The following is a 14,643-nucleotide window of genomic DNA, read 5'->3' as shown; positions in this document are numbered from 1 at the left end:
GGCAATGAAATCCTTAGTCGCAGACTAGGGATTTTTTCTTAGGATACGCAAACGGAGGCAGAAAATGCAGCAGTTTATATTTTTATTGACATCGCTAAATGGTATGCACAAGCCCAACTTTTCCACGCAACTCCAAAAGGCCCTGCAGCGTGACGCCCAGGTCAGCGTGTTGGTCGCCATGGTTGACTTCGAAGCCGTGTGGACGGTGCGACAGTATTTAAATCAATTGGCACGCAACAATCCGCGGGTCAAGGATGTTCGCCTGGTGACGTTGGCAGAAATGTTTGCCGATGAGCCCGGATTGGCGCTGACGGCCGAAGAACGCCACGCCATTAGCTTAGATAATTTCGAACAGCGCCTGTTTGCGGACAATCAAGAACAGGTGAAACGCTACTTGGATGAAGGCCACATGGTCGCCGAGCTTCGTCAGGTTGACGACGAGACGCCCATGGTGCTTCGTCAGTATCAAGCGGACCAGCTCGCCCAAGTGGATACCTACGGGTTGAATGGGAAAGTGGTCGGCATCGAAAAGATTCAACGAGAGGTGGCGACAACCAGCTACCTGCTTAATCGTCACGGAGAAGCCGTCTTACGCTTTGTTCGGCATGAACGTCCCGTGGAGCACGTTTACAATTTAAGCGCCACCTCGGCTATGTTAGCGACCCAATTTGAGGACGCCAAGCAGGTGGCCAGTGCCGCCACGATGTCCAAGCGGCAATTGGAGAAGGCAGAGTCGAATGCTATCGACAAGACCCAGGTCATTACGGCCACGGAAGCCTATTACGGGGTGCTGGCTTACTCGAACTACCGCCGTTTCAGCGATATCTTCGCGTTCTACCAAGCCGTCTTGAGCCGGTTGCTCACCCCCGAGACGCGGTTGTACGTTGACTTAGCCGTCAATGCCCATTTCTCACCGCAAATGCCGAACCAGCTGATTTTTAACTACTAAGGAGTTTTTCCATCGTGCGTGCGATTTTATCTGGATTACATCATAAAAAGAATTTACAAGAACTCGAACTGGAACTGATCGATGTGCCGGAACCGTTTGACGATCTCGCGGTCACCTTCTTGGAAAAGCAAACCAAGGCCTCGATCACGATTCCGATTAGCAAGGTGCTCAGCGCCCAAGTGGTGCGGTTACGGCTCAATGCTAACGATCTGCAATTCTCCGCGGAGGGGCAGAGCGAATTCAGTTGGGAACTGTACCTCAACTTGCAGCAGCAGAGTACGCGGGGACTGATTCAGGTCGAAAGTGAATACTTAAGCGACCGGCATCAATTAACCCTGACCAGCTACTACCAATTGAACAGTGATGCGAACGGGATGGCTCTGTTCAACATGCACACGGACCAGGCCGAAGACGAGTTCGCGATTAACGCGATTAACCTGCTGGACGATCAGCTTCAAGTCATCGGGCCCAGTCGGATTAATAACCAACCCATCACGAATCAACGGTTGGTCTTAAAGAACGTTTCCGCAGATAGCTCCGCCGAGTGGCCGATTACCCACATGACGTTGCATGGTCTGTTTACCGGGACGATTCCGCTATCCGATCTGGCAGCCGATAGCACCCAGCAACTCTTCATCCGCTCAACGGTGGGGGGACAGGACCTCGAACAACGCGTCGTGCTGGCCAAGTCATTGGCTGGGCAAGTGACTCAGGCGATTACGGCCGATCACCGCTTGGTCATTCTCGACAAACGGTTTGACAACGGTATTCGGGTACAAGAAACGGCGGCCCCGACCTTACCACAGCGGTTAGCCGGCGTGCCGGCCAAGGTCGGTGGTGCCACCAAGCTACTATCCATGCTGATGGACAAGGCCAACCTCTTCTACATGCGGCGGTTGTTTAAGCGCGGACACCGGGCCTTCGACCAGCCAACGCTGATCTTCGAAAGCTTCGGTGGGCGGCAAGTCAGTGACTCACCGTACGCGATCTACCGGCTGTTTACGCAACTCTATCCGGGCTTTACTTTCATCTGGTCGATCGACCGGTCACAGAAGAAGTTCTGTAAGGAAAATGGCATTCCGTTCGTCATTCGGCGGACGGCCAAGTGGGTACGGACGCTGGAAAAGGCCAGCTTCTGGATCAGTAACGCGCGGTTCCCAGCTTGGGTGAAGAAGCCTAATTACGTGACGTACATTCAAACGTGGCATGGGACGCCGCTCAAGAAGTTGGGGCTGGACATCGAAAACGTGTCGATGCCGGGAACCACGACCACGAAGTATCACGCTAACTTTGTTCGGGAAGCCAATCGCTGGGACGCGTTGGTCTCGCCCAACGACTATTCGACGCGAATCTTCCGGTCGGCCTTTGGTTTCAATAACCAGATCTTAAAGGTCGGTTATCCGCGAAATGACGAACTCATCAACAGTACCCGCGAGGACGTCACGGCCTTGAAGCAGGAGCTGGGGATTCCGTTGGACAAGAAGGTCGTGCTCTATGCGCCGACCTACCGGGATAACCAGTTTGCCGAGAAGGGGAAGTACACCTTCGAATTGCCGTTCTCACTCGATGAATTCCGCGAGCGCTACGGCAAGGATGCCGTGCTGGTCTTGCGGATGCACTACTTGATTTCCAACGCCTTGGACATCAGTGGGTACGAAGGGGTCGTCTTCGACTTCTCGAACCATCCGAACATCTCCGATCTGTATCTGATCAGTGATATGTTGATTACCGACTACTCCTCGGTCTTCTTCGACTATGCTTACTTGAAGCGGCCGATCTTGTTCTACCCGTACGATTACCACATGTACAAGGACGAGTTACGTGGTTTCTACCTCGATTACGAGAAGGACTTGCCGGGCGAGATTGCTCATAACGAGCACCAATTGTTGGAAATGATTGGGGACAAGCTGAAAACGCCGGACATGAGCGACAACCAGAAGTTTATGGACTTCTACCAACGGTTCTGTTCGATCGACGACGGGTTAAGTTCCCTGAAGATTGTGAACTACGTGGTTCAACAGATCGAAAAGAACGGCTAAACGGTAAGGCGACCAGCACGCGACAATCCTATTATAGTGGGCGTTATCCTTGTTACACTAAGGATTCTAGCTTTCAACCTTCAGTGATTAAGCTGAATAAACAAAGAAGAGCTCGAGACTTGGTCTCGAGCTCTTCTCTATTAAAGGTTAGTTGTGAAAGTGCGTGGCCTGTCGATAGGCGTGGGCACTGAGCCGTTGGGCGACGCGGTCCGGCCGCACGATGGTCTGAAAGTAATCATCGAGGATCAACCGGTAGTTGCGTTTGACCAATTTGATATTGGGCTGCTTGTGCGTCGTCAATTCCTGCTGGGCAGTGCGTGCCAGCTGGACGGACGCCTTGGGCTGGTCGGTATGCTTGATCAAGTAAGTAACGTTTCTGCTGGCCTTCTTGGCCGCGGGGGTCACCGGTTGATGACGGGCGTGGCTACTGGCCAGTGAGGCGTTCATGTTGGCCGTGAGGCTGGTAATCTCGTAGTATTGCGTCTTCTTGACCTGAACGTGGTCGTAGGACTTGAACAGCAGGACGTTCAAGAGGGCCGCGATGATGACCAGACCGGCGCCACTGATGATGACGCCCATGGCCGGTCGTAGCGCCCGGTGCTTGGCCTTGGCCACGAGGAGGGCTATTAGCCCGCCCACGGCCACCAAGGCGCCTAGACTAAAGACTATTTCAATAATGATGGCTTCGGTACTCGCCGACATATTTTCACCCGTTTCTCCCTGAATTCATTCTTCCATGATACCACGAAATGGGGCAGATGCGGGTGAAAATGGGGCTAGACCGTGAATTGTCACGGTAAATGTGTTAAAATCAAAACGCTGTGCAATTAAAATTTAACGACTAATTAAAACTAAAAAACTTTGTGAGGACAAACAATATGAGTGAAAATAAATTAGCATCTGCGGTGGATAAACGCCGGACCTTTGCCATTATCTCTCACCCTGATGCCGGGAAGACGACGATTACCGAACAACTGTTGCTCTTTGGTGGCGTGGTGCGGGAAGCCGGAACGGTCAAGGGGAAGAAGAGTGGGAACTTCGCCAAATCCGACTGGATGGAAATTGAACAGAAGCGGGGGATTTCCGTAACGAGTTCCGTGATGCAGTTCGATTATCAGGGCAAGCGCATCAATATTCTGGATACCCCAGGACATGAGGACTTCTCTGAAGATACCTACCGGACACTGATGGCCGTGGACTCCGCAGTCATGGTGATTGACTCCGCCAAGGGAATTGAACCCCAGACTAAGAAGCTGTTCCAGATCTGTAAGATGCGGGGCATTCCGATCTTTACCTTCATGAACAAGCTGGACCGGGACGGGCGTGATCCGTTAGACCTCATCGCCGAACTGGAAGATGTCTTGGGCATCGAAGGCTATCCGATGAACTGGCCCATTGGGATGGGGAAGGAATTGAAGGGCCTGTACGACCGGTATCACCACCGGGTAGCGTTGTTCCGGCCTAAGGATGCCGATCACCAGTACTTGCCATTGGATGACGACGGCGAACTGGTTACCCACAACGACTTGGAAGAAGACGGCTGGTATCAGGATGCCCGTGATAACATGGCCCTGATTAGTGAAGCCGGAAACCAATTTGACGAGGCCAAGATTGCCAGTGGCGATCAGACGCCGGTCTTCTTTGGCTCGGCGCTGGCTAACTTTGGGGTGAAGACGTTCCTGGAGACTTATCTGGAATATGCCCCACAACCGGCCGCGCACCACACGCAGGAAGATACGGACGTGGCGCCGACCGATCCCGAATTCTCGGGCTTTGTCTTCAAGATTCAAGCCAACATGAACCCCAAGCACCGGGACCGGATCGCCTTCGTGCGGGTCTGCTCCGGAGAATTCGACCGGGGGATGGACGTCACGCAGGAACGGACCGGCAAGAAGCTCCGGCTGTCCAACGTGACGGAGTTCATGGCCGATACGCGAGAAAACGTGGAGAAGGCCGTGGCTGGTGACATCATTGGGTTGTACGATACGGGGAACTTCCAGATCGGCGATACCATTTATACCGGGAAGCAAGCCGTCAAGTTTGAAAAATTACCGCAATTTACGCCGGAACTCTTCGTGCGGGTAGCAGCCAAGAACGTAATGAAGCAGAAGTCCTTCCACAAGGGGATCAATCAACTGGTCCAAGAGGGGGCCGTGCAACTGTACACGTCCTACTCGACCGGCGATTACATCTTAGGTGCCGTGGGGCAACTGCAGTTCGAAGTCTTCCAATTCCGGATGCAAAACGAATACAATTCGGAAGTCATCATGGAACCGATGGGCAAGAAGACGGCGCGCTGGATTGATCCCGATCAACTGGACGAGCGGATGTCTTCGTCACGGAACCTATTGGTCAAGGATAACCACGGCGATCCGCTGTTCCTGTTTGAGAATCATTTCGCAGAACGCTGGTTCCAAGATAAGTATCCAGACGTGAAATTAACGTCTAAGCTCTAATCAAATAATACGGGTGTGGTCTGCGGGCCACGCCTTTTTGTTAGGGACTAAGGTTGAAAGTTCGCGAACAAGTCCCGGTTCTGCTCGCCGCGTTCCAGACCAAATTTAACGGTTAGGCGGTCAGTACGCGACGACCATATTATAGTGGATATTAGCCGTTAGAGCCCGCGCCACTAATGGAACAGCAAATAATTTGCATGAGAAAAAGTTGAATTATCACACGAAAATCTAAGCGGGTTGTTACTGAATTAACAGGGGATTGTATGGTTCCTCAGATAAACTGATAAAGCGCCTTCAATTGGGCAGTTTAAAAGGTTTGGGGAGAAATATAATGGCGGAAAATAACAATAAAATCACGTTAATGGCGTTAGTCATGATGATTTTTACCACTGTATTTGGCTTTGCGAATAGTACGGTGGCTTATTTCTTGATGGGATACTCATCCATCCTATTTTACTTAGCAGCGGCGGTTCTGTTCTTTATTCCATTTGCCTTGATGATGGCGGAATACGGGGCGGCAATTAAATCAGATGAGGGAAGTGGGATGTACCAGTGGATGGAAGTGAGCGTGAACCCCCGGTTTGCGTTCATCGGAACCTTCATGTGGTTTGCGTCCTACATCATCTGGCTGGTCTCAACGTCAGCCAAGGTGTGGATTCCATTTACCACGCTGTTCTTCGGGACGGACCAGACCCAGAAGTTCGCGATTGCCGGGCTGAACGCGACGCAGGTGATTGGGATTCTGTCCTGTCTCTGGATGATTCTGGTGACTTGGGTCTCCATCAAAGGGGTTAAGGGCATCGTGCGGATTACCAGTCTGGGTGGTCTTGCCGTGATGAGCTTAAACGCCATCCTGTTGGTGGTGTCCGGTGTCGTATTGGCCTTGCGTCACGGTCACATGGCCCAGCCACTCCAGCATTTTATGACGTCACCACATCCGAATTATCAACAACCCATGGGAATCATGAGTTTTGCGGTGTTTGCCATCTTTGCTTACGGCGGTCTGGAAGTCCTCGGGGGGATGGTCGATAAGACCAAGAACCCAGAGAAGACGTTCCCCAAGGCGATTGTCATCTCGGCGATCGTGATTACGTTGGGATATGCCATCGGGATTCTCTGCTGGGGGATTAGTACGAACTGGAATGCCGTGCTATCCGATCCGTCCACGAACATGGGGAATATCAGTTACGTGATGATGCGGAATCTCGGGGATGTCCTAGGTGAGTCGCTCGGCCTCAGTACCGCGACGAGCACCACGATTGGGCTATGGTTCGCGCGCTACACGGGGCTGGGGATGTTTCTGGCCTACTCCGGGGCCTTCTTCACGTTGACGTATTCACCGCTGAAGACGTTGATTCTGGGGACGCCGAAGTCCATGTGGCCCAAGAAGTTCACGAAGCTTAACGAAAATGATATGCCTAGCTACGCCATGAAGTTACAGTGTGCTGTGGTCATCGTTATTATTCTGTTGGCATCGTTTGCCTCGACGGATCCCTCGGCTTTCTACAACATCTTGACGTTGATGGCTAACGTTTCCATGACGTTGCCTTACCTGTTCTTGGTCTACGCCTTTCCCAAGTTTAAGCACAATCACGACATTCAAAAGCCGTTTGAAGTTTATAAGTCACCGGCTTGGACGACCGTGATTAGTTGGGTCGTCTTCATTGTGGTGCTGGGGGCCAACACATTTACGTTGATTCAACCCATGTTGGAAAATAATGACTTCCAGAGCACGATGTGGATGCTGGTCGGGCCGATCCTGTTCGGCTTACTCGGGGTGATCTGGTATCATGTTCGGCAACGGAAGGCTTCGCAAGATTAGGTTCAGTCGTTTAGAAAAGTTATGTTGAGAAAATTTAGAAGATAAAGTGATTAGTGGTGTTAACTGCCGGCTTATGGCGATTAACACCACTTTTTGTGTTTATTTTAAACTATTTTAAGGGAATTAAAATGGGATGAAGATAGTTGCCCGTTAGAAAAAGATGGTGTGCTTCATAAATAATCAACTGGTTGTAAAAGGTATAGACAAGCCGGATAAGTCAGCATAAACTGAGAATAACTGATGAAAAAGACTAGGCTAACCAGAGTCTAGTAGTAGAAGTCATCAGGAATACTTGAGGAGGCGTTATCGCCATGGAACAGGAATATAAGCACGAACCATACGCTATCGGACTCGATATTGGGACCAGCTCTATCGGGTGGGTCACTGCCGATATGAATGGTTATGTCACACGAACCAAAGGTCAGACGGGACTGGGTGTTCGTTTATTTGAGGAAGGGCAAACAGCAGCTGAACGGCGGGGGTTTCGAACTACTCGCCGGCGCTTAAGTCGGCGTCGTTGGCGACTGCGATTGTTGCGAGATATTTTTGATGAACCCATTTCATCTATTGATGAGAATTTCTTTGCACGGCAAAAAGCTTCAAACATTTCACCTAAGGACGGACGATTTACGAATAAGTACCAGTTGTTTGATGATCGGACGGATAATGAATTTTATTCAGACTATCCGACGATTTATAACTTGCGTTGGAAGTTGATGACGGAACATCGACAATTTGATTTACGAGAAATTTATTTGGCTATTCACCATATCGTGAAGTATCGGGGGAACTTTCTGCGATCGGGGAGTCCAGCCAGCTTTAAACCGGGTGATTTAGACTTTGAACAGCGGTTTAAGTCTGTGAATGATACTTGGCGCGTAATCTTTGATGAAGTAGCGCCGCAGTTGCCAGAAGAAAATTTGGAAAAGATTGCAGAACTGGTTTTGGATACCAATCGTAGCCGATTAGATCGGCAACGAGCCCTGGTTAAATTACTGATGGCTGCAACTGACGAGAATAAAGATTGGAAACCGTATTTAACTGAATTTTCCAAGGCAATCCTAGGATTAAAGGCCAAGTTATTCTTATTGACAGGCACCCAAGTAGACAAAGCGGATGAAAAGACTTGGACGTTTAGTCTAGCTGATATCGAGGATCATCGGGCAGATTTGGAAGCCGCATTTGATGATACAGCGTTAGAGCTGATTGAAAAATTGGTTGATCTTCAGGCAGCTGTTCAGTTAACTGAGATTATGCCTAGCGGTCAATATTTCTCGCAGAGCATGATTAAACGCTATGAAGACCATGCGGAGCATCTTAAATGGTTGCGAGCGTACGCCAATCAACAAACGGATGCTAAGAAGGCCCAGGCCCTTCAAACGGCTTACGACCATTATATTGATGGTAAAGATGGCAAGGCAGGGACTCAGGCTGATTTCTACAAAGACTTGAACAAGATTTTGAAAGATGATAATTCTGAGTTGGCGACTAAAATTAGTGCCGAGATTGAATTGGAGCACTTCATGCCCAAACAGCGGACAAAGGAAAATGGGGTTATTCCTTATCAGGTACACCAACAGGAATTAGACATGATTATTGATAACCAAAAAGCCTACTATCCTTTCTTGGGGGAACCTAATCCGGTTGTAGGTCATCGTTCAACGCAACCCTATAAAATTGACGAATTGGTAAGCTTCCGGGTGCCTTACTATGTCGGTCCAATGGTGACGCCTGAGGCCCAAGCCCAAACTGGTAGCGCTGAAAGTCAGTTTTCCTGGATGGTGCGTAAGGATACCGGTGACATCACGCCGTGGAACTTTGACGACAAAGTCGATAGGATTGCCTCGGCAACGAACTTTATTCAGCGTATGAAGACGACGGATACGTACCTTATTGGCGAAGATGTGTTGCCACAACAGAGTCTGATTTATCAGCGGTTCACCGTTCTAAACGAGTTAAACAACGTTCGGGTAAATGGCAAATTATTGACGCGCAACCAGAAACAGCGAATTTTTAATCAGTTGTTTAAAGGTCACGGCACCGTCAGCGTGAAGGCGTTGCGTGAAAACTTAGTGAATAGCGGGGATGTGCTTACTGCGCCCAAGATCGAGGGATTAGCTGATCCCAAACACTTTAATAACGCGCTGACCACATATCGCGATTTTAAAGATTTATTGCCGCATGATATTGATCGGCCAGACCGACAAGCGGATATTGAAAAAATCATTAACTGGTCAACAGTCTTTGAAGATGCCGGTATCTTTAAAGAAAAGTTACGTGAAATTGACTGGTTAAGTGATCAGGAACGGCAACGAATCAGTCAAAAGCGTTACCGTGGTTGGGGCCGGCTATCGGCACGCTTGCTGACAGGTATCAAGGATGAACAAGGGTTGTCAATTCTCGATCAATTATGGCAGACACAATGGAACTTCATGCAGATTGTGAGCCGATCAGACTATGCGAAAGCCATTGCCGAGATTAACGCAGCTGGGCTGGCGAAGCAAGATGTGTTCGATACGATTAACGAGATGTACACGTCGCCACAAAATAAAAAGGCCTTACGGCAAATTTTGTTAGTGGTCCGAGACATTCAGAAAGCGCATCATGGTCAAGCACCTAGTCGTATCTTTATCGAGGCGGCCCGGGGTGCTGATCAGAATCCGCAGCGAACCCGACAACGGCAGAAAAAGCTCAGTGATCTGTACGCTGATCAGGCAAAGATAATTGTTGATGATGCGGTTAAGACGGAACTCAAGGATCGAATCAAGAATAAAGCCCAATTCACTACGCGTCTGATGCTTTACTTCCTGCAGAATGGTCGAGATATGTATACGGGTAAGCGTCTGAATATCGATGCATTATCGTCGTATGATATCGATCACATTCTACCGCAGTCTTTGGTTAAAGATGATTCGTTAGATAATCGGGTACTAGTAGGTCAAAAGGTAAATCGAGAAAAAAATGACGCCTTTGCTTCCGAGCTATTTGCGGATAAGATGCGCGGTACATGGGAACTTTGGCGGTCATCAGGCCTAATCAGTGCACGTAAACTCAAGCATTTATTAATGCGACCAAATGAAATTAATAAATATGCAACCGGATTTATTAATCGGCAATTGGTTGAAACGCGTCAAGTGATTAAGCTAGTCACGGATGTTTTGAGTACGGAGTACAATCCGGCAACGACTAAGCTTATCTCGGTTAAAGCTGGGTTGACGCATCAATTCCGACAAGAACTGAAATTGCCTAAGTTGCGAGAGTTGAATGATTATCACCATGCGATTGACGCTTTCTTAGCAGTTCGTATCGGGACTTACTTACTGAAACGTTACCCTAAGCTGGAACGGTTCTTTGTTTACGGTCAGTACCAGGCTGCACCGCAGTTGGACTTGCGTCGATTTAACTTTATTCATGATTTAGTTGCCGATAAGGCGGATGAAAAAATTACTGATTTGCAAACTGGTGAGATTTTGTGGAATCGAAAAGATGATGTGGCGTATGTCAAGCACTTGATGAGCTTGAAACATTTGCTGGTGACACATGAAGTGCTTGAGAATCATGGTGCGTTGTTTAATCAGACCATTTATAAGGCAATTATGGATAAGCAAAATCCTGGGAAAGCTAAGCATAAACGGGATTTGATTCCGGCTAAAAATAATCGTGACACGACGGTTTATGGTGGCTATTCGGGACAGACGACAGCTTACTTGGCAATTGTTCGTATAAATGGTAAACAGCCATCATACAAAGTAGTGGGTGTGCGGACTAGGATGCTCGAACAGTTAAGACAATTACAGCAGGAGTCTGGTTTGACGTTGGATGAGGCGACTAAACAAGTGTTAACGCCAGAGTTAACAAACACTAAAGGCAAGGTTAAGAATTTCGATGTTGTACTACCAAAAGTTTATCTACATCAGCGAATAGAAGATGTTGTTGATGGGAAGTGTCATCAATTTGGTTTAAATACGGATACTTATTACCGTAATTTCCAGCAGTTGGTTTTACCATTAGGATTACAGGCGGCGCTACAATTTCCTGAAGAAGATTTGAAGAAAGATACGCTGGTAACTATTTTTGACGAGATTTGTGCGCAGGTAGAAAAATACTTTACACTCTACGGTAAGCTGAATAATTTTGCAAGTGTATTAGTCAATTCGCGAGAAGCGTTTAGTGAACTGCCAATTCAGGACGTTCGTGATGCGAACGGAAAGGTGACACAGCCTGGCATGACATCTACTTTGACGGACATCATGATGGGCCTGCATAGTAATATGACAAGACGACCGCTTAAGCAGTTAGGATTTAAAACCTCACTTGGGATGCTTCAAGTACCATCAGGAATTACTCTGACGGCTCAAGCTCAAATTGTTTATGAGTCTCCCACAGGACTTTTCAAGCGATACGTGAAGTTAGCAGATCTTTAGATTTTTGAAATAAAAAAGTGTGCACCCGGGAAATACCGGTGTGCACACGATACATATGTAATGGCCCGATAACGAGCTCATAAGATGAAACTTGGTGGGGTAAACCACCTTGTTTGACTTTAACGCAGTACTGCAAATCAGTGAGGTCAAGCAGGTCAACTTGACCAATATCAGAATACCATGTTGCAACGTATAACGCAAGGAGGATGAATGATGGGATGGCGAACAATTATGATTAGTCAGCATGCCAAAGTCTCGTTGACTACGGGTAACCTAGTGATTCAGACAGATTCGGATCGACTACATGTGCCGGTAGATCAGGTGAATGTGTTACTGATTCAGACGTTACAAGCGGTCATCACGACCGCCGCGGTAGCAGCCTTGTCCGAAGAACACGTAAAAATAATTTTTACTGGGAGAGATGGCCAACCGATCTGCGAGACGGCCGAATGCTATCCTCACTTGCGAACTGCGGCATTAGTCACCTCACAAGTCAATTGGCCGCATGATCGCGTAGCTAATTTATGGACCAGAGTGGTTGCGGCTAAAATGGCTAATCAGATTGCCGTGGCTGATCTTCTAGGCGCGGAAACACGAAGTTTAAGGGATGAAGTAGATAAGTTGGAGTTGGATGATGCCACCAATCGAGAAGCTGTGGTTGCTAGGCAATATTTCCCATTGCTGTTTGGTGAAGACTTCTCGCGGTCAGACTTAGTTCCTGAGAATGCGGCCCTAAACTATGGCTATTCAATTCTCTTATCATTGGTTGATCGCGTGATTGTCTCACGGGGTTATCTCACTTGTTTTGGCATCCATCATAAAAATGCCGGGAATGGGTTTAATCTAGGTTCTGATCTGATGGAACCCTTTCGGCCGATTATTGATTACTGGGTCGCCCAGCAAAAAATCAATGATTTGACCCCAGACGTGAAGTTTGGTTTGGTTCGGTTGTTTGATTTGGAAATGACCTATCAAGGGAAGAAGGAACTCTTTAGCAATGTTGTGGAGAAATACGTTGGGCAATGTTTAAAGTATTTAAATGCAGAAATAGATCAGATTAGAATCGAGGTCGAAGTTCCCGATGAGGTATCAAATTATGCGATTAATGATTATGTTTGATTTGCCGATGGTAAGTAGTGAAGATCGTCGAAATTACCGACGTTTTCGAAAGATATTGATCTCTGAGGGATTCTTCATGATGCAGTTCTCCGTATATGTCCGTGTTTGTGCCAATTCTAAGAATGCCAAGGCCGTTGAACAACGCATTGCCGCTATTACGCCGGAAAAGGGATTAGTGCAGTCGGTAATGCTGACGGAGAAACAATATCAAGCCATGCACTTTATTGCGGGAGAACCCAATCACGACATTATCAATTCAGCAGAAAGGACGATTATGATATGAATGTGACCTATTATAGTTTTCCGCCATTTTCTGTACAGCCGGGAAAGATCACGGTGATTGACACCGGATCACAGCGAGTCTATCGTGAGTTGACTGCAGGTGTTCAAGGAAAAGCAGATACAGTCAAGGTAAGTGATGATAATTTTGCATCTGTGCCGGCTAAAAGGGGGGCACAGTGGTTTGGCGATCCGATGTTGACTCTGGATTTGAACGAGCTATTCCAGCGAAAACTTCAGACTAAGTTGGTCAAATTATTAGCTGATGACCAAACAGTAAAGTTGGCCGATGGCTTGCGTGAACTACTATCGCAGATGTTAGCAGATAGCTATCTCATGGATGTACCAATGGAACTCCCAACGATGCCAGAGATTGCGAAATTGGTAAAATTTAGTGGGATTCAGTTGGCACCTGACATTCAAGAAAATCCGTATGGTATAATTGAAACATTAGTTAAAGTGCTTTTAGAATTGCATGATCAACACATGATTGTTTTGACCAATGTTAGCCATTATCTTCAGGTCAGCCAGCTGGGAATGTTGGTGAGGTTCATGGCTAATGTTGACTTGCCCTTTCTTCTAATCGAATTTTCAGCTACCCGTCGAAAGGATTACTTCAAAGAATGCGACTATCACTACATTGATAGCGATTTTGTTCTCTGGTAAGAATTTATGATGAGATGTTGGTGTGAAAATAACGGCTTTAGAAGTACTGCAAATCAGTAAGGTCAAGAACAGCAAGATCCTCATGCCCATCAAAGTCAGTGCTTTAGAAGTACTGCAAATCAGTAAGGTCAAGAACTTCCTCGTAAAAACTCAATTTCAGCGTGATGCTTTAGAAGTACTGCAAATCAGTAAGGTCAAGAACCAAAGGACTAGCTAGTCTTCTTAGATTTATGCTTTAGAAGTACTGCAAATCAGTAAGGTCAAGAACTGAGGCACATCGCAGCATTGAAGAGGTCGAGCTTTAGAAGTACTGCAAATCAGTAAGGTCAAGAACTGATTTTAGCAAGAACTGTTCGTCCGTCGTGCTTTAGAAGTACTGCAAATCAGTAAGGTCAAGAACTTGGCATACATTGAGCGCGGCAATCCGTTAGCTTTAGAAGTACTGCAAATCAGTAAGGTCAAGAACACGCCGTCGCATCAGCAATCCCAAAGACTAGCTTTAGAAGTACTGCAAATCAGTAAGGTCAAGAACTTCGTGCCGTCCCATTCTTTACCTACACGTGCTTTAGAAGTACTGCAAATCAGTAAGGTCAAGAACCGGCATTGGGTGCTACCTCACGTGTGATTCGCTTTAGAAGTACTGCAAATCAGTAAGGTCAAGAACTATCGGGGCCATGGAAATTCAAAAACTGGTGCTTTAGAAGTACTGCAAATCAGTAAGGTCAAGAACCGTAGTACTGTAGAGTCCTCTTCGTGACCCGCTTTAGAAGTACTGCAAATCAGTAAGGTCAAGAACACAACTTGCTTACAACTGACACAACATCAGGCTTTAGAAGTACTGCAAATCAGTAAGGTCAAGAACCGGCGAGTTTGTCGACGACGCCGAGAA

Annotated in this window: 9 protein-coding genes and 1 CRISPR repeat array (1 of these 10 cut by a window edge); of the genes, 8 read left to right on the top strand and 1 reads right to left on the bottom strand. The window is 47.6% G+C overall.

The window, feature by feature from the left end; all coding sequences use genetic code 11:
* Positions 1–64 precede the first annotated feature (64 nt).
* Complete coding sequence (locus tag KB236_05525; protein UIF30163.1) at positions 65–949, top strand: hypothetical protein; 885 nt, start codon at positions 65–67, stop codon at positions 947–949.
* Positions 950–963: 14 nt separating this feature from the next.
* Positions 964–2,988 (top strand): CDP-glycerol glycerophosphotransferase family protein, encoded by a 2,025-nt coding sequence (locus KB236_05520; protein ID UIF30162.1) that lies wholly within the window; start codon positions 964–966, stop codon positions 2,986–2,988.
* A 147-nt stretch (positions 2,989–3,135) separates the two neighbouring features.
* On the opposite strand, the gene KB236_05515 is transcribed toward KB236_05520, so the two are convergent.
* Positions 3,136–3,690: a hypothetical protein gene (locus KB236_05515; GenBank protein ID UIF30161.1), complete on the bottom strand. Its 555-nt coding sequence runs from the start codon at positions 3,688–3,690 to the stop codon at positions 3,136–3,138.
* Between the two features lie 176 nt (positions 3,691–3,866).
* Between KB236_05515 and KB236_05510 the strand changes: the two genes are divergently transcribed.
* From KB236_05510 to csn2, 6 genes are all read left to right on the top strand, one after another.
* A complete protein-coding gene (locus KB236_05510; protein UIF30160.1) occupies positions 3,867–5,444 on the top strand; it encodes a peptide chain release factor 3 in 1,578 nt (525 codons plus the stop codon).
* 328 nt (positions 5,445–5,772) lie between these two features.
* Positions 5,773–7,266, top strand: coding sequence for a glutamate/gamma-aminobutyrate family transporter YjeM (gene yjeM, locus KB236_05505; GenBank protein ID UIF30299.1), 1,494 nt, complete (start codon positions 5,773–5,775; stop codon positions 7,264–7,266).
* 311 nt (positions 7,267–7,577) lie between these two features.
* Entirely contained in the window at positions 7,578–11,690 is a 4,113-nt protein-coding gene (cas9, locus tag KB236_05500) for a type II CRISPR RNA-guided endonuclease Cas9 (protein UIF30159.1), read from the top strand.
* A gap of 213 nt (positions 11,691–11,903) precedes the next feature.
* Positions 11,904–12,809, top strand: a complete 906-nt coding sequence (gene cas1, locus KB236_05495) for a type II CRISPR-associated endonuclease Cas1 (GenBank protein UIF30298.1) — start codon at positions 11,904–11,906, stop codon at positions 12,807–12,809.
* A complete protein-coding gene (cas2, locus tag KB236_05490) occupies positions 12,787–13,092 on the top strand; it encodes a CRISPR-associated endonuclease Cas2 (GenBank protein UIF30158.1) in 306 nt (101 codons plus the stop codon). Before cas1 ends, cas2 begins: the two co-directional genes overlap by 23 nt.
* On the top strand, positions 13,089–13,754 hold the full coding sequence (gene csn2 / locus KB236_05485) for a type II-A CRISPR-associated protein Csn2 (GenBank protein ID UIF30157.1): 666 nt from the start codon (positions 13,089–13,091) through the stop codon (positions 13,752–13,754). The genes cas2 and csn2 overlap by 4 nt, the downstream gene beginning before the upstream one ends.
* 34 nt (positions 13,755–13,788) lie before the next feature.
* Positions 13,789–14,643: a CRISPR direct-repeat array (repeat unit 36 nt; unit sequence GCTTTAGAAGTACTGCAAATCAGTAAGGTCAAGAAC) (it continues 633 nt past the right edge of the window).

This window comes from Levilactobacillus brevis (assembly GCA_021383565.1).
In the GTDB taxonomy this organism is placed as follows: Bacteria; Bacillota; Bacilli; order Lactobacillales; family Lactobacillaceae; genus Levilactobacillus; species Levilactobacillus brevis_B.
Note: the sequence above shows the minus strand (reverse complement) of the source record. Positions and strands in the feature narration are given on the sequence as shown.